Genomic DNA, 17,755 nt, shown 5'->3' with positions numbered 1-17,755 from the left:
ATTTGTGGATAATTGATTGAAAAATTACATTTTTCGACCTCTTGATTTTTTAGGTTCGTCCTGCTGCTCTTGTTTTTGTTCTTGTTTAGCCAACTCTTTGGATGCTGTGTCTTGCATCTTTTCGGAATATTGTTTGCTATCGGCTAACATAGATTCAGTCCCGGCTACCGTGTCGGCGAAAGTTGAATTGTAATGAATTGTTCGCGCATTTTTATAATCGTTATTAAGATTGTATTTTTCCATAAATGTTGTATTGAACACTTCATTTTTCTTCGGATGATTCGATATGCCCTCATAACCATACTTAGCAACAAACTGTAATTTTTCCTTGTCGGTGGTTAATTTTGCTTCTTGTTTTTCGGTTGGCTGTGTTTGACCTTGCTTCATAGGCTCATCCACTTTCTTGGTTGCTTCTGTCTTTTTACCTTCGCTGTTGGCGGCAACCTGCGTCTTATGTCGACTATCAGGAATGACAAGACCGGACTTCAAGGCTTCTTTATACTGGCCGGGGAACATAAAGTCAATCTTACCCTGTTCCTTATTCAGTGTTATATAGCCGCTGTAGTCTTTGCCTTTCTTGTCTTTCAAACCGGAAACATAAACCGTATAACCATCTTTCAGGCTTTCCTTTAGGTCTTCGCTCAATTTGACTTTACGGAAAGTATTTGGAATTTCTCCCTGCTTAATTTTCTCGCTATGGTTTTGAGCCTGTTTTTGCGCGTCGGGAAAATGAAATTCCAATCCACGTTTATCAGCATTGACTTGTACTGTCGCACTGAATGGTTTCATGTTTTTAGAAACCATATTTTCAATGTACACGCCTTTACCTTCACGGAGTTCCTGTTTTTGCTGCTCGCTAAGATCCACACCTTTTAGTTTATCCGGAATTTTTATCTTTTCGGCATTCAGAATAACTAGTTCATTGGTCAGCTTATCTACCGATACAAAAGCATTGATTGTTCTATCCTTGCCAACATTAAATTCAATCAGTCGTCCGGCATTACCTGTATCCAAGAGGTTCTTTTTGTCTGCATCGGTAAGTTGGGTTCCGTACAGTGGCTGATCCAGTTCCGGTTGCTGGCGAACGGAATGTACGCGAAGGCTCAATTCTCCTTCGGCATTTTCACGGAAAGACAAACGGGCATCGGTCTGGATATGGACTCCGTTTATATCTCCCTGAATAGGAAATAACACAGGGGATTTTTGCCAATTAAGCATCTTGTCCAACGAATTGGTATTAACAAGCTGGTCGCGTGTAACGCCGATACCTTCCAACTGTTCCCAATTAATACGGGATTCGTCAATGGGTTGATACTGCTTTGGAGCAAAATTCTCAGGCATAACCCGCTGTTCGTCCAACATTTGTTTGTTAGTCGGATTTTCGGGGTTTTTCAATAATTCCTGCATGCCGATAACCATGTTTTCCATTTTCTCCAACGGTACTTTGAAAAAATGAAAATGAGTTGGTTCTTTCGCCTGTCGCATAAAATTGGAAAAGAAGTTTTCCAATACATCGCTGTTTTTCTCGAATTTTAAGAAGTCCGGCTCATTCTTCACTTCGGGTTTAACGGTCTTTGGTGTTCCGTCATCATTCAACCCTGTAACGACTTTTAGCTCGTTACTGTCTTTTTCTACCACCAGTAACACTTCCTGGTCATTTAGATTTTTATCCATATAAAATAAATGTTTAATAATTACATCAACATTAATGTAATTCGGCAGCGAAAATAGGACGGAAAAATGATTAAAATACTGATTTACAAACGACTGGTAGTGTTTGGCACTCCAGTGGTAGTATGAGTATTAAAACTTGATTTTTATGAAGGGAAATTTTATGATAATCAGTATCTTTGTCAATATTAAAGACTAAAAATCAAGGATATGAATCGAACACTCTTTTACATCTGCTGTTGTTTATCGCTTTTAGCTGGCACAATACAGGCACAGGAAACCTCAGTTCAAGTTTATGACGGAACAACATTAAAAGTCGGTGATGTTATTCAGGCAGGATACAAGCCTTCTATATACCAATATAACACAATAAAAGCTATGGACGGAAAGTATCTCCGGGATTTCAAAGATGACATTGCTTTTTCTAAATTAGAGATCATTGAGATTAAAGATGCAAACCGGACTTATACTTCTTCTGTTAAAGAAAAAACCTTGACAGTACGTGAACAATCGAGCGGAAAAGAACTATTTATAAACATTAATGAAGCTATAGAAAAAGGAGAAGTGATAGCGAAGCCGGCGCAAAGATTATATCCGGATGCAAAGTTTTTAAGTGATGACTTGTTGCTGGCTTTAACGCTCCGAGTAAACAAGTTGCCTGTTACAGATAAGGAAGTTCTGTTCCTGATCAGCCTCAAAGATAAAGACCTTTATAAGAAATGTAAAGCGAATGAATTTGAATTTAATTCAGTCAAAGTCGAATACACCACGCTGTTGGAGGATATGATGAATAACTTCGACTTTGAGTCGACTTACTATGTGAACAATCAACTGACAATAGGTAAATACGATTTCTCTAAAAATGGGTATCCCATCAATTTTATCGGGAATGACAAATTGGGGTTCTTGAAATATGGGGACTACAATTTCGCATTAACTGTAAAAGAGTTCCATAGCTTCATCCCGGTTTCACAGGAATATGGTAATGAAGTTAATAAGCGCAGACAAGCGAGAAGTTCGTATATCAGTGAATTAGCTTACGGACGATTTTACTTAATACCATTGGATAAAATGGCGGAGTTGCCAAAATCAGATATCATGAATATGGAGAAGCTATACAGGGTAACGCTGATTGGTGCCAATCTGGTCGGTGTTGAAGTGTATGATTTTAAGCATTGTGATTATAATTTTATCGGGAGTGTGAAGTAAAGTATAGATTATAATTAATCATTATATATGCAAGAAGCCAAAGAAACTCTCTCCTTTGGCTTCTTGCATATATTAATGAAGGCAAAACTATTTTTTTATCAAATCCTTAAATTTCGGATTATCTTTCAGTCTCGCAAGTTCTAAGTCAACAATCTGCTGTGCTTCTTCTTTTATGCGGTAATAGTTCCGCTCAATCTCTTGTTGCATCACGTTTTCGCCATCTTCGGTTATAAAGCTGGTAAACTCAGGTATTTTCTGATAAGCTTTCGTTTCGGCAGCCACTTTCGCATTATCGACAATAATCTCGCAATGGAAAATCTTCTGCTCTATTCGCTCATCAAAGTTATCTGAAACCGAGCCGACAAACATTCCTTGTGTCAGTCCACTGATTTTTGATGCAGGAATAAGAGAATCCAATTGTGTGTTGATTGTGGTACTCTTATCCTGTTTATTAATGGTCATGGACTGGCGTTTTTGTAGGACTTTTCCGAAGCGTTCAGATAGAGTTTTTGCCGTATCTCCCACGACTTGTCCGGAGAAAATATTACCGACAGTATTGCTCACAACCTTCGCCTCTTTGTCCCCATAATCCCTTGTTAATTGGCTCATATCCTGAAATCCCAGACAAACAGCGACTTTGTTGCTTCGTGCCGTAGCAATCAGATTGTCAAGACCTTTAAAATAGATTGTCGGTAACTCATCAATAATAACAGAAGATTTGAGCATCCCTTTCTTGTTAATCAGTTTCACGATACGACTATTGTATAATCCCAGTGCTGCCGAATATATATTCTGTCTGTCCGGATTATTGCCTACACAAAGGACTTTCGGTTCTTCAGGATTGTTGATGTCTAAAGTGAAATCATTGCCCGTCATTACCCAATAAAGCTGCGGACTTATCATTCTGGACAGAGGTATTTTCGCACTTGCAATCTGGCCCTGTAACTGATCAGCTGCGCCACCGAGCCACGCATCCATAAAGGGACTCAGGTAGTTTTCGAGTTCAGGATATGAGGTTAGAATCGGAAATATATCGGTATATTTCTTATTCAAAAATTCTATGGCGTGAGGAAAAGTGCAATATTTCCCGCCATCATAGATTTTCAAATACCAGATAATTGCAGCAAGCAGAATTATAGGGGATTCGACAAAGAAATCCCCTTGTTTGGTGATCCAGGTTTTATTGAGGTTGAGCATAATAGTGTATGCGCTCTCATAAGCATCTGATATGTCGGTCATGAAATCGGGGTTAATCGGATTGCATCGATGGCTTCCGGCTGGGTTGTCGAAGTTTATAACGAAAAACTTCGGCTCGACTTTATACGCTTTTCTGTTCTGCATCAGTGTATTGTAAGCAATGGTAGATAGGTCGGGATATTTGTAGTCATAGATATATTGACTATACCCCTTCTGAATCTGCTGCTTAATGAAGTTATTTACCACTGCATATGACTTTCCCGACCCGGGCGTTCCCAAAACAATGGTCGCACGAAACGGATTAACCACATTAATCCAACCGTTGTTCCACTTCTTTTTATAGAAAAACCGGGTAGGAAGATTAACCGAATATTCATTCTCCATCAGGCGGGTTTCCTGCATGAAAGACTCATTTGTAGGCTAAGCACCCAGCGCCTTACCGCCTTTCACAGCGGCAGGTTTCCGGGTACTCGCCCCCGAACCGGACGTACAAGTCTCCCTGTATCCGGCTCTCCATTAATATCGTCAGTCTCTACTTGACTTGTTATGAATTTTTTCATCACAAGCTACGCAAACAGCTAAGGTTTTCCGATTCATCCGTTTCATTTTACGTTCCCATTCATGTTCTCCTTTCAGAGTTTTTAGACTACGAACTTGAAACATCGTTGTTTCTCCCTCTGTACCACATAACTCACATGTTCTATCCTTCAGTCTGGATACCAGACTTGGATATTTGGTAAACATTGTGTTTGGAATGTTGTCGCATGAGGCATTTTTCCATGCTGTTTTTCTTTTGAAACCCTCATCATAGAATACCCTGTATTTGGTATTACCTTTACTGTCCACATAAGGTATGGCGAATTTCTTGTTCTTGTAATACTTTTTACGTACTTGGCGAACAGTACTCTCCATCTTACATGCCAGTGTTTTACACATGCTGTATTCCATGATATAGTAGAAAGAGTTCATCGCAGAACTGTTGTGGGCAATCGAAAAGTAGTTATAGAATCCTCTAATCTCTACATTATATTGCATAAGAATGTCCGTCATATCACGATTCTTCATATAGCTACGAGCTTTTGGTTTCCAAACCTCTGTTCCTGTGCTAAAATCAAATCTTATAGCATCATAGTCCATTAGTTTTTTCTTCATTACCTCGCTGCTGACATGTAGAACAATGTTATTGTTGAACGCTCTTGTCAGAGTTCCGTTTTTGTCCCGTTTTGTTGCATTGGATTTCCGGATAAAGATTTCATAGCCAAGAAATTTTGCAGGTTTCTGTGCTTGAGTTATCAGAGTCTTTTCGTCGGAAAGTTCCAGTTTAAGCTTTTCGCTCATATATTGTGCGATATCTGCTTTAATCTGTGTACAATCCGCCTTACTTCCGATTACTCCAACTAAGAAGTCATCTGCATATCTGACGTATTTTAATCTTCTCCAATTTTTATCCATAGCATCTCCACATGGGATTTTAACCCATTCTTTTTCTACTGCCCGGATTTCCTCTATCAGTTGTTTTCTGATATTTTCATCCGTTTCTACTTTGAGTTTCCGTTGCAAGCTATACTTCTTCGTTTCAAGACTTCTATGTTCCGAACTTCTGCGCCGACATTCCCCTTTATCGAAAGATTGGGCATATTCATTCATATATTTGTCAAACTTGTCAAGGTAGATATTTGCCAATATTGGACTGATAATACCACCTTGCGGAGTTCCACTATACGTGTTATGAAATTTCCAATTTTCCATATATCCTGCATTTAAGAATTTACGAATGAGACGGATAAACCTTTCGTCCGAAATCCTCTCTTGCATTGCATTTATCAAAACCGAGTGATTGATATTGTCAAAGAATCCTTTAATGTCTCCCTCGATAAACCAAGTAGTTCCGGTAAACGTCTTGTGAATACATGTTAGTGCAGTATGGCAGCTTCTTTTGGGTCTAAAACCGTGTGAAGAATCTTCAAAATGTCCTTCATAAATGGCTTCGAGAATCATTCGAATAACCTCTTGCACTAATTTATCCTCAAAGGAGGGTATTCCGAGCGGACGTTGTTTGCCATTTTTCTTCGGAATATAAATTCTCCTTGCTGGATGGGGTTGATACGTCTCATCTTTGAGGCGTTCAATCAGGTGTTCAATTCTGGAGATGCTCATCCGGTCGGCGGTTTTACCGTCGGTTCCGGGTGTCATGTTGCCTTGTTTCGCATATTTGTTTTGATAGGCAACATAAAACATTTCTTCGTTGAACAGAATCCGGTATAGCCTTTCGTACTTGTATTCCGAAATTTTGCTATGCTCCGTTAGACTGTTTAATACTTTCTCTGGACTTCTCATAATGTCTCTCACATTTTCCGTTAATTGTATTAAAGATATTAACTGCTTCCCTTCGCCATGTACAAGGCTTTCCCTTGCTCGGACTACTACGGAAGCTCCGTTACCATATCGGATATTCAGAGGTCTGAAACCTCATAGCCTTGCGGCGTTCCGGGTTAGGTAATCCCCGTTTAGATATATAATAACTATTGGCATGATAGATTGTCGGATACGACTTTCGTCCTTTTATGCTTATTGCAATTGCGCCGTAATAAGTTCTTTTGCTTCAAACCGTCACGAAACACGGGTTGAGTATTACGGTATGACGTTTCATTACTGCCTTTCCGTCATAACTATTCAAAGGGTCGCTCAGACTATCGTTCAGTCAATCCAGACTTTATCCTCATATCTATCGTTTCATCTCATCATTCAGCCGCAACATGGCAGTTAGTTGGCTTATGACTTTCCCGACATGCTACACTCCCTGTCCAGTTTCCCTTTCAGATAAGTCGGGTGATGATAGGTTATTATTTCAAAGAACACAAACCTAATCTCTTGCCAAAGAGATATTTATTATATACCCGTACGGGCGCACTCATAATTAAAAACGTCATCCATCATGCGGTTCTTCAGTAAACGACTCATCCACAGTCCTGCCATCAGCATACAGATATATCCCAGTGACAATGTGAAAATGTAAACGGCCGTATTTGCCGCAAGCGGAAGGAATAAATCCAGAATCCACCAATTAAGGAAAAACAGAATGACACCGACAATCCCAAAGATGGATATCTTCGTCCATGTTATTTTTTCTTCCTTTACCCCTTTCGTTCCCAGACAGGAGAGTCCCATAAATACCACAGCAAACAATTTTGTCCACAGCATATTAGAGAATAAGCCTGCTGTCCGGTTAAAGCCGAGCAGTATCTTATCCACCACCGACAGGTTAAAATTCAGTTCACGGATATACTCGTAACAAAACCAGTAAATGTGGATAATAACAAATAAAATACTAATGGCTCGCATGAATTCCATCACCTTTGCGAGTCCTCTCAAATCATCTTCGTTTTGCATAAAATTTTGTTTTTAGAATGAATAAATAATTATATGTTGATTGTTTTTACATACGTCTTCCTTTACGTTTACGTCGTTTAGCTTCTGCTTCTTTCCGGCGGGCAAAGTTCTCTGCTTCATAATCCTCCCCGTGCTGTTCCAACAGAGAAAATGGACTGCTGAAATCCGTATCATCCGGTTTCTGTTTGTATATGTTTTCTAAAAAATCGGAGGTTGGAGTTCCCAAATCTTCCTGTTCTTTGGGAGTTGTGGTAATATCTAATTCTAACACAGAAGGAATTACTGGATTCTCTTCTACGCTATTTATTTCCTGATTGTTGGTCATAGGTTCATCCGCTATGCTATTTTGGAAAAGAGTATGAAATACATTGGCGGAATAAGCCTTGCCGATTTTGGAGCCATTCAATACAGTGCGGTTCTCATGGTCAATGAACGTTGCGCCGTAAATCCGTCCATCTTCGTTCTCTCGAAAGATAACACTTACTCCATTTCGTAAAAGTTCCGCTTCAAAAGACTGTCTGTTCCGATAGTTACCGATAGCAGTATCAAGAATAGGTTTTATACGTTCGGTAAGATCCTTTTCTTTTATAATCTTCGCTGAAGAAGCTGCTTTTTTCACTAATGCAGCATGCCCGACACTTCTGGCAATAGAAGAGGACTTGATGGGGTTCCCAACTTTGTTCCCATCATTATCTAAAGCAGAATACACCAATCCGCGATAGGATTTACCCCGGGCTTCCCCACTTACTTCTTCTATACCTATATTATAGATGGAGAGCAAAGCACGATATTCTGGGAGTGATGTGAAACGATAAGATTGCATCAGGGCTTTTACATTTCCGGCTATCTGTTTCTTTACATTCCCCGATTCATAGTCTACTTTTTTCAATTGAGGTACTTCCTCTGAGTAATCCCGCTTACTTGCCGGATGTAGGTTATATTTCGCTTCCAGTTCTTGCGTGATCTTTTTTGATTGTCGGAAATTATTAAAGTCATTAATCTTCTTGCCGGTTTCATCCACATTTGTGCTCACAATGTGAATGTGCTTTCGTTCGATGTCTTCATGTTTGAAAACGATATAAGGCTGCTCACCGAATCCCATCTTTAGCATATACTCATCTGCAATATTTATCAACTGCTCATCGGTCAATACATCATCGGGATGCGGATTGAGGGAGATATGCAAAATGGGTTCTTCCGTTTTCCGGTTGGCAGCCAGAAAGGGAGCAAAGGACTGATTACAAAGCAGCATATTATACTCTCCATTTTTATCCTGCATCACTTTATTAGCATGGATAATCTTGGCAGCATCATTTTCGACCTTTTGGCTATTATATATTAATGTACCGAAAAGGTTACTGTTGGTGTTTATTTTTGCGACCATGAATCGGAATATTTACGTTCAAATTCCTCGATCTGGGCAGATATTTTTCGTTGCAATTCGACCAACTCAATGGTTGTTTTCTCCAATTTGTAGAGTAAAGCCATTGCTTTTTTCTCTGAAAAATTAGACTTCAATGCTTTTACCAATTGGTTATAATTCGTTCCTATTGCACGGAATTGTCCGTAAAAAGTAGTCAGGCGCATATAGTAATCCTGCATCCCTTTATCTATCTGCACCACTTTAACAGGCTTGCCAAAAATGCAGGAAGTAATAAAATGCGCTTTGACTCTCTGCTGGGACTGTTCAAAGAGCGTGAGAAACTTATCATGCTCTTCACGGCTAAAGCTGATTGAGTACCTGAAAACGGCAGGATCACTCTTTGGAAGCCTGCCGACCTTCCTTTTTCTTGTTTCATCCATATGAAAATCGTTTTTTGAAAATGGTTACTGAATTATGACTTCGGAATAATTCTTTCCCCTCTTGAGGGGCAAGGGTTTTGAGATGCTGAAATTTATTTCAAGCTGCTCAAAACATACCTTGCCATGTTCTTTCTGAACATCAAAATCCACCCGCTGTCCGCGTGCGGATTTGCGGGTCGGCTTAACTTGAAAAAAGCAAGCTTTGATTGGGATGAACAATTCCGTCACAAAGTTAAATACACTGAAAATAAGACGGATAACAATGACCTAAGCCAACGAGTGCCAAATACTACCACTCGTAAAAAAGTGGTATTTTTTTACTCTTTTGAAGATAATCAGAGAGAAAAACGGACTCGGAAAAAGTCGGAGAAAAGAGAATTGCCGGTAAGAAGAGATAAGACTCAAATCAGAAATCGGTTTCATAGAAAACAAGCAAATTGAAAGGTGGAAAATTGTTGCCGGTAAAACCAAAATCTTCTACTAAATAGGACGAAAATATCCCATTTTCCGATAGAAAATCTTCTCCTAAAATACAAACGCTATACCAATGGACTGCCAACCGCTGCCACAGTGGTCTGATTATTAGCATTATACAGAATTCATGTATTTACTTTGCCGGAGAAATAGAAAAGCAAGGAGTTGTTTTTTTGCTGAAATGAAATTTTTAATAGTGTTGAAATGAAAAGATGGATTTTCAAAAGATGAGTGATTTACTGTTCGAATGATTTACTGGTTTACTGTTTCATTGGTGTATTGTTTTGCTGTTCGACCGATTTGTCGAAATCGTTTTTTGAAAAAGCAAAACCACCGTTCATTGCCAAATCATTTCTCTTTTCCGATACATCTATATATAGGCATTCCCGCAATGAGGTACAACTATAATGGATTGCAGATATAGAGGGATAATGATGAGAATAGGTATTTCTGTAAATTTTTGACAGTTGAAAGAAGCACGCGAGCAATGGTATAATGAAGAAAATCAGCACCAATACAAAGAAACAACAAAGCATAGACGGACTTCACAACTTTTCTATTTCCGTAATAAACGAATGTTTCACTAAAATAAATTTTGAACAACATGGAGAAAAAAACATTATTGGTTGCCTTTTCCACCCAAAAGGGAGGAATCGGAAAGAGCGCCTTAACGGTGCTTATGGCAAGCTACTTTCATTACGTGAAAGGCTACAGGGTTGGAGTTATTGATTGCGATTATCCGCAATACAGTATCCACAAGATGCGGGAAAGAGATAAGGAGATCGTGAATAAAATCCCTTATTATAAGGAGAAGTCGTATAACCAGTTCAAAACTTTGGGCAAGAGGAACTATCCGATTGAAAAAAGTCCCGCACCACAAGCGATAGATGCGGCGAAAAAGATGATCGACGAATATATCGGGGAATCGCCTGATGTTATATTCTTTGACTTGCCGGGGACATTGAACAGTGAAGGGATCGTTCAGACTTTAGCATCGTTGGATTATATTTTCTCCCCGATCTCCGCTGATAAGATGGTCTTGCAATCCACATTGGAATTTGCCGGTATTATTAATGACCGTATAATCAGCACGAGGAAAGGAAAATTGCAGGGGCTTTACCTTTTATGGAATATGGTGGATGCCCGTGAGAAGTCGGATTTATATAATGTATATGAAGACGGTATCGGGGAGCTCGGCTTATCGGTCATGAAAAACTCCCTGCCCGATACGAAACGCTACCGCCATGAGATGAGCGAGATAATCGCCCCGATATTCCGGTGTACCCTTTTCCCTGTCGATAAGCGATTGATAAGAGGCAGTAAGCTGAACTTGCTGGCTGATGAAATAGAAGAACTGATAAACATCAAACAAAAATAGTATGGCAAAACGAAGTGACGGAATAAAGAAAGTCGATGATATAGATGAAAAAGAATTCTTGAGTATTTTGGACGGCAGGGCTACTCCTTCGGCATTACCCAAAAAAGAAAATTCCGAAACTCCTGTTCCGAAAGCGGAAGAGCCCAAAGAAGAGATTCGGGAAGCGAGAGGAGAAAAAGAGGAGCCGGAAGAAAAGGACGCAACTCCCAAGCGTACCTATAAAAAAAAGAAGAACGGTGAGTACATTGATGCCTTCTTGAAACCCAGAGTTTTGAAACAACGGCAGAGTGTCTATATCAGTCAGGATGTGCATGAATTTATATCAAAGATTGTAAACAAGCTTGGAATTAGGAATATGACAGTCGGCGTATTCATTGACACGGTTATGACACAACATATCAGTGACCATGCAGATGAGCTAAGAGCCATCTATTACCGCGAAGAAAAAGATATTTTCAGAAACATAGTGAAAAATAACGAAGATGAATAATCAGGAAAATTTTGTAAAAGTGATAGGGTATGAAGAGCAGTTTCTTCAATCCAGAGAGTTAAAAACAAGACAATGTGTGTATATCAACAAGGATACACAGGAAACCATCGCCGGGATAGTCAGAAGGCTCGGTGAAAGAGGACTTACTATCGGAGCTTATATTGATACCATTCTGCAACAACATCTCCGGGAACATAAGGATGAGATAAACGAACTGTACCAGAAACCCATAGGCAAAATCATTAAATGATGGACACATATAACATCTTGCTTGTACTGCTTGTCTATACGGCAATATTGCTGCTTGTTATTTTCTACATCTATCCTTTCCTGAAGAAACTATTCAGTCGCAAAATCTCCATATCCATCCGAATCAGCAAGGAAGAAACAGAAGTAAAAGGGAAAGTCGTTCAACCCCAAAAACAAGAAGAATTACCTTCGGTTTTAGGAAAATCAAAATTCGTCCTAAGCCAACCTCTGCCTAATGCTGCCACGGATTTGGAAACGGAAAATCCTAAGAAAAAAGAAGATACATTTGCCCCCGAAACAAAAAAATCGGCAGACGAAACCGTCAATTTAGAAACAGGCGAAGGCGTGGAAGTGGAGGAAGATAATGAAGAAGTTCCTGATGTTGATTTGAATGATGAATATGAAGGTCTTGGAGCCGGAAACATGCCGGATGAGGCAGCGAGCGGGATTGATTACAATAATTTGGGAACAACAGCAAAAACCGTAAGCAATCCGACCGATAGTAGTGAAGCGGACGAAGATGTGGCTGGAAAGGTGCTTTCCGAAAACAAATACACCGAGCTGGTAAAGTCTATGCAGAACGACCGTCCCGACTACGCCAAGCGGATAACCGAATTGATGGATAGGCACGAGCAGAAACTGGCAGAGGCTCAAAACCAAAAGATGAGTACAAGCCGGAAGAAACAAAAACTGTATGAGTCCGAAGATTTTGCAAATTTCAATGTAGATGATATTTCATAATTAAAAGAAAGGAGGTTAAAAATGAGAAAGTAAAATACGTAATTAAGAAAAGATGTTTTTGTGCCGGGACTATTCACCCCGGCTAAAGCACAAAAGCATTTTTATCAGTATCCACAAATTAATTCAAAGTCAAACCAGTCTCGGAGTAGGGAGGAACTAAATAAGGGATGTTCCTTTCACTCCCGGACTTAAAAACAATTTTATGCTTAAAGAAATAAACAACAAGACTCAAAAAAGATTCTTCGCTCTGGCTACAATGGTTCTCATAGCAGCAAACACATTCGCACAAGGTAACGGAATGGCAGGTATTAATGATGCTACAAGCATGGTTTCGAGTTATTTCGATCCGATAACGAAGCTGATATACGCCATCGGAGCCGTCCTTGGATTGGTTGGAGGCGTTAAGGTCTACTCCAAGTTTCAGTCCGGCGATCCCGACACCAGTAAAACGGCTGCCTCCTGGTTCGGTGGTTGTATCTTCCTGATTGTTACCGCGACTATTCTTCGTTCATTCTTCCTGTAAATAGATGGTGGAATTTAATATCAACAAGGGCATTGGCCGCCCGGCGGAATTTAAGGGTTTGATCGCTCAATACCTTTTTATTTTCGTTGGTGGTCTGCTCGCCGTCTTCATTGTAACGGTAGTCATCTATATGATCGGCATACCTCAAATGATATGCGTTGGTTTTGGTTTAATCTCCGGCTCCGTATTAACCTGGGCAACTTTCCATTTGAATGGGAAGTATGGACAACATGGATTGATGAAGGTGCAGGCAACCAAAAACCATCCGCGCTATATCAGCAATCGAAGACGGTTCGGCCGCCTTTTCACACATATAATAAAGAAGGAGGAAAAAGAATGAGGAATACATCGAAAATAACAACATTGGAGAATAAGTTCCCCATACTTTCCGTAGAAAATGGATGTATCATTTCCAAAGATGCGGATATTACTATCGGCTTCAAAGTGGAACTGCCGGAAATCTATTCGGTAACATCGGAAGAATATACCGCCATCCATTCATCTTGGGTAAAGGCAATCAAAGTATTGCCGGATTATTCCATTGTCTGTAAACAGGATTGGTTTACCGAAGAGTGTTACAGGGCTAAGACCGATAAGGAAGGCATGAGTTTCCTGAGTAAATCTTATGAACAGCACTTCAATGAACGTCCGTTCCTGAATCACATTTGTTTCCTGTATCTTACTAAAACAACGAAAGACCGGGCACGCCAGCAAAGCAATTACACGGCTCTGACTCGTGGCTTTCTTGTCCCGAAGGAAATGCAGGATAAGGAAACAGCGCAGAAGTTTCTGGAATCGGTAGATCAGTTCGAGCGGATTATGAACGATTCGGGCTTTATTACAATGACTCGCTTTACAACGGATGAGATTGTTGGCAGTGAGGATAATGCCGGAATTATCGAAAAGTATTTCTCCCTGATGGGTGATACGACTTCACTCGAGGATATTTCACTCGGAGCGGGAGAAATGAAAATCGGAGATAATTTCCTGTGCGTCCATACCCTGAGTGATACGGATGATTTGCCGGGTAAGGTTTATACCGACAGCCGTTACGAACGCCTGTCAACCGACCGGAGTGATTGTCGCTTATCGTTTGCCGCTCCCATCGGAGTGCTTCTTTCCTGTAACCATGTGGTAAACCAGTATATTTTTATTGACGACCACACCGAAAATTTGAAAAAATTTGAGAAGCAGGCAAAGAATATGCACTCGCTGGGACGGTACTCCCGTTCCAATCAAATTAACAAAGAGTGGATTGAAGATTACCTGAACGAAGCGCATTCATTCGGACTCACTTCGGTACGTTCACACGTTAACGTGATGGCATGGGCGGATAACCGGGAAGATTTGAAGCGTATCAAAAATGACGTGGGAAGCCAGTTGGCTCTGATGGAATGCAAGCCCCGGCATAACACCATAGATGTTCCAACGCTCTTTTGGACAGGGATAGCAGGCAATCAGGGGGATTTTCCAAGTGAAGAATCGTTCTATACCTTTATAGAGCAAGCCTTGTGTTTCTTTATTGAAGAAACCAATTACCGGGACTCTCTTTCGCCTTTCGGGATAAAAATGGCTGACCGTAACGGTAAACCTATCCATTTGGATATTTCAGATTTGCCTATGAAAAAAGGAATCATTACGAACCGCAACAAGTTTATCTTGGGGCCGAGTGGTTCGGGTAAATCCTTTTTTACCAATCACCTCGTCAGACAGTACTACGAACAAGGAACCCATGTTCTGCTTGTGGATACAGGTAATTCATATGAAGGTTTGTGCAACCTGATTCATAACAAGACAAAGGGAGAGGACGGGGTATATTATACCTATACAGAGGAAAATCCGATTTCGTTTAATCCCTTTTATACACAGGATGGTGTATTTGATATAGAGAAACGAGAATCTATCAAAACGCTCATTCTCACTTTATGGAAGCAGGAACACGAAAAACCTTCAGGAGCGGAAAGCGTGGCGTTATCCAATGCGGTTAACGAGTACATTTCCCTGATAAAAAATGACAAGAGCATCGTTCCCTCGTTCAATACTTTCTATGAGTTCATTAAAAATGAATACCGCGCAAGTATTGACAATAAAAAGGTAAGGGAAAAGGATTTTGATATTGACAATTTCCTTTTCATACTCGAACCGTTTTACAAAGGAGGCGAATACGATTACCTGTTGAATTCGGACAAGGAATTGGACTTGCTTCACAAACGCTTTATTGTATTCGAGATTGACAAGGTGAAGGATAATCCCGTCCTTTTTCCCATCATCACTATTATCATTATGGAGCTGTTTGTGAATAAGATGCGTCGTCTGAAAGGTGTTCGTAAGATGCTACTTTTGGAAGAAGCATGGAAGGCGATTGCCACCGATTCGATGGCGATGTACCTGAAATATTTGTTCAAAACCGTTCGTAAGTTCTTTGGTGAGGCTGTGGTAGTTACACAGGAAGTGGATGATATTATCCATTCTCCGATAGTCAAGGAAGCCATTATCACAAACTCCGATTGCAAAATTCTTCTTGACCAGCGAAAATACATGAATAAATTCGATGGTATCCAGAATATGCTCGGACTAACGGATAAGGAACGGGGGCAGATACTCTCCATTAATATGTCGAATGACCCTTCAAGACTCTACAAAGAAGTCTGGATAGGACTCGGAGGAACGCAGTCGGCTGTCTATGCGACTGAGGTTTCCAAAAGCGAATACCTGACCTATACCACCGAAGAAACGGAAAAAGTAGAAGTATTCCGATTAGCCGAAGAGTTAGGAGGGGATTTGGAACTTGCCATAAAACGGCTCTCCGTGAAACTGGAGAAATAAGTATTTACAAATCAATTATTTATTAATTATAAACAAACGTGAATATGAAGATAAGAATTTTCATGTTATGCCTAAGCTGTATGCTTACCATAACCGGGGCGAAAGCCCAATGGGTCGTTACCGATCCAGGGAATCTGGCACAAGGTATCATCAATGCCACAAAAAACATTGTACATACTTCAAGTACCGCCAGCAATATGCTGAACAATTTCAAGGAAGTTCAGAAAGTGTATAATCAAGGCCGGGAATATTACGATGCACTCAAAGCGGTCAACAACCTTGTGAAAGATGCCCGCAAAGTACAGAAAACCATCCTGATGGTTGGCGATATTACCGACATCTATGTAAACAGTTTTGAAAAAATGCTCACCGATGACAATTTTACGGTAGAAGAGCTGGTAGCCATAGCAAACGGCTATACTATACTGCTCAACGAATCGGACGATGTATTACAGGAACTCAAAGGAATTGTTAATGCCAGCACATTGTCTTTATCCGATAAGGAACGAATGGAAGTTATCGACAACTCTTATAACAAGATGTTGGAATACCGTAGTTTGGTAAAGTATTATACCAATAAGAACATATCCGTATCCTTGCTTCGGGCAAAAGAGAAAAATGCCTCTCAGCGTGTGCTGGACTTGTACGGAAGTGATACCGACAAATATTGGTAAACTATGGAATTTGATAATATTCATCAAATACTCCGTGCATTGTACGATGACATGATGCCTTTATGCGGCGACCTTATCGGGGTCGCCAAAGGCATTGCCGGAATCGGAGCATTGCTCTATGTCGCTTCCCGTGTATGGCAAAGCATCGCACGGGCAGAGCAGATTGATGTCTATCCTTTGCTTCGTCCTTTCGCCATTGGTATCTGCATTATGTTCTTTCCGACCTTGGTATTGGGAACCGTAAACAGCATCCTGAGTCCGGTCGTACAGGGAGCACATGACATCTTAGACGGACAGACACTGGATATGCGGCAACTGGCAGAAACCAAAGACCGCCTTGAATTTGAACAGAAAAAGCAAAACAAGGAAACGGCTTACTTGGTCGATCAGGCAGAGTTTGATAAAAGATTGGAAGAACTCGGTATCATGGGTGCGCCTGAGATTGCAGGAATGTATATCGAACGTGCCATGTATGATATGAAGAAATGGTTTCAAAGCCTGTTCCGTTCATTTCTGGAAACGCTCTTTAATGCCGCAGCATTGATAATAGATGTAATACGGACTTTCTTCTTGATTGTGTTAGCCATCTTAGGTCCGATAGCCTTTGCCATATCGGTCTTTGATGGCTTTCAATCGACACTTATTCAATGGCTCACACGCTATATCAGCGTATACCTCTGGCTTCCCGTATCGGATTTATTCAGTTCTGTCATGGCTCGCTTACAATCACGTATGCTGGAAAGTGATATTGCCCGTATGGAAGTTGATCCGAGCTATGCTTTGGATGCTTCGGATGGTGTATATGTGGTTTTCCTCCTTATTGGTATTGTCGGATTCTTCACTATCCCGGCTGTTGCCGGATGGATTATTCAGGCAGGCGGAATGGGTAATTACAGTAAGAATGTGAACCAAACCGCTTCCAAAGGTGCTGCTCTGGCTGGCGCTGGTGCAGGTGCGGCAGCCGGGAATATTATGGGAAGACTAAAAGGCAGTGGCGGTTCCAGCAGTAGTAGTTCCGGAGGTGGCGGCGGTAGCCAGCCACAGGGGCGAAACAATGCTACAGGTGGCGGAGGACAATCCGGTTCTTCCGGGAGGACTCCCTAAAACCACAGGTAATTCGAGATAATAAA

Annotated in this window: 14 protein-coding genes and 2 pseudogenes; 10 read left to right on the top strand and 6 right to left on the bottom strand. The window is 40.6% G+C overall.

From position 1 onward, the window contains the following. Positions 1–24 precede the first annotated feature (24 nt). Positions 25–1,674 carry a DUF3945 domain-containing protein gene (locus tag M2137_RS08880; protein ID WP_280766088.1) on the bottom strand — a complete coding sequence of 550 codons (1,650 nt, stop codon included), beginning with the start codon at positions 1,672–1,674 and terminating at the stop codon, positions 25–27. Positions 1,675–1,881: 207 nt separating this feature from the next. Here M2137_RS08880 and M2137_RS08875 point away from each other — a divergent pair, with 207 nt between their 5' ends. Then, a complete protein-coding gene (locus M2137_RS08875) occupies positions 1,882–2,880 on the top strand; it encodes a DUF4852 domain-containing protein (RefSeq protein ID WP_280766087.1) in 999 nt (332 codons plus the stop codon). 87 nt (positions 2,881–2,967) lie between these two features. On the opposite strand, the pseudogene mobC reads toward M2137_RS08875, so the two are convergent. The 5 genes and pseudogenes from mobC to mobA all read right to left on the bottom strand — a co-directional run. Further along, positions 2,968–4,491 (bottom strand): annotated as a pseudogene (gene mobC / locus M2137_RS08870) (conjugal transfer protein MobC); the annotation flags it as partial. A 111-nt stretch (positions 4,492–4,602) separates the two neighbouring features. After that, positions 4,603–6,414, bottom strand: a complete 1,812-nt coding sequence (locus M2137_RS08865; protein ID WP_280766086.1) for a reverse transcriptase/maturase family protein — start codon at positions 6,412–6,414, stop codon at positions 4,603–4,605. Between the two features lie 573 nt (positions 6,415–6,987). Next, positions 6,988–7,467 (bottom strand): annotated as a pseudogene (locus tag M2137_RS08860) (YWFCY domain-containing protein); the annotation flags it as partial. Positions 7,468–7,513: 46 nt separating this feature from the next. Next, entirely contained in the window at positions 7,514–8,851 is a 1,338-nt protein-coding gene (mobB, locus tag M2137_RS08855) for a conjugal transfer protein MobB (protein ID WP_280766085.1), read from the bottom strand. Then, positions 8,836–9,270, bottom strand: coding sequence for a conjugal transfer protein MobA (gene mobA / locus M2137_RS08850; protein WP_280766084.1), 435 nt, complete (start codon positions 9,268–9,270; stop codon positions 8,836–8,838). The genes mobB and mobA overlap by 16 nt, the downstream gene beginning before the upstream one ends. A 1,078-nt stretch (positions 9,271–10,348) precedes the next feature. Between mobA and M2137_RS08845 the strand changes: the two genes are divergently transcribed. The 9 genes from M2137_RS08845 (at position 10,349) to traJ (ending at position 17,729) form a co-directional block, all read left to right on the top strand. Continuing rightward, positions 10,349–11,122: a ParA family protein gene (locus tag M2137_RS08845; protein WP_280766083.1), complete on the top strand. Its 774-nt coding sequence runs from the start codon at positions 10,349–10,351 to the stop codon at positions 11,120–11,122. A 1-nt stretch (position 11,123) separates the two neighbouring features. Next, on the top strand, positions 11,124–11,612 hold the full coding sequence (locus M2137_RS08840) for a DUF3408 domain-containing protein (protein ID WP_280766082.1): 489 nt from the start codon (positions 11,124–11,126) through the stop codon (positions 11,610–11,612). Beyond that, positions 11,605–11,862 (top strand): DUF3408 domain-containing protein, encoded by a 258-nt coding sequence (locus M2137_RS08835; protein ID WP_163307245.1) that lies wholly within the window; start codon positions 11,605–11,607, stop codon positions 11,860–11,862. Before M2137_RS08840 ends, M2137_RS08835 begins: the two co-directional genes overlap by 8 nt. After that, complete coding sequence (locus tag M2137_RS08830) at positions 11,859–12,602, top strand: hypothetical protein (RefSeq protein ID WP_280766081.1); 744 nt, start codon at positions 11,859–11,861, stop codon at positions 12,600–12,602. Before M2137_RS08835 ends, M2137_RS08830 begins: the two co-directional genes overlap by 4 nt. Positions 12,603–12,858: 256 nt before the next feature. Continuing rightward, positions 12,859–13,125 (top strand): DUF4134 domain-containing protein, encoded by a 267-nt coding sequence (locus M2137_RS08825; RefSeq protein WP_255495251.1) that lies wholly within the window; start codon positions 12,859–12,861, stop codon positions 13,123–13,125. 4 nt (positions 13,126–13,129) lie between these two features. Then, a complete protein-coding gene (locus tag M2137_RS08820; protein ID WP_280766080.1) occupies positions 13,130–13,465 on the top strand; it encodes a DUF4133 domain-containing protein in 336 nt (111 codons plus the stop codon). Further along, positions 13,462–15,951 carry a TraG family conjugative transposon ATPase gene (locus M2137_RS08815; RefSeq protein WP_280766079.1) on the top strand — a complete coding sequence of 830 codons (2,490 nt, stop codon included), beginning with the start codon at positions 13,462–13,464 and terminating at the stop codon, positions 15,949–15,951. The genes M2137_RS08820 and M2137_RS08815 overlap by 4 nt, the downstream gene beginning before the upstream one ends. A 44-nt stretch (positions 15,952–15,995) precedes the next feature. Next, on the top strand, positions 15,996–16,625 hold the full coding sequence (locus M2137_RS08810; protein ID WP_280766078.1) for a DUF4141 domain-containing protein: 630 nt from the start codon (positions 15,996–15,998) through the stop codon (positions 16,623–16,625). Positions 16,626–16,628: 3 nt separating this feature from the next. Continuing rightward, complete coding sequence (traJ, locus tag M2137_RS08805) at positions 16,629–17,729, top strand: conjugative transposon protein TraJ (RefSeq protein WP_280766077.1); 1,101 nt, start codon at positions 16,629–16,631, stop codon at positions 17,727–17,729. The last annotated feature ends 26 nt before the right edge of the window (positions 17,730–17,755 follow it).

Source organism: Parabacteroides sp. PFB2-10, assembly GCF_029893085.1.
Classification (GTDB): domain Bacteria; phylum Bacteroidota; class Bacteroidia; order Bacteroidales; family Tannerellaceae; genus QVMG01.
This window is presented reverse-complemented; position numbering and strand designations above follow the sequence as displayed.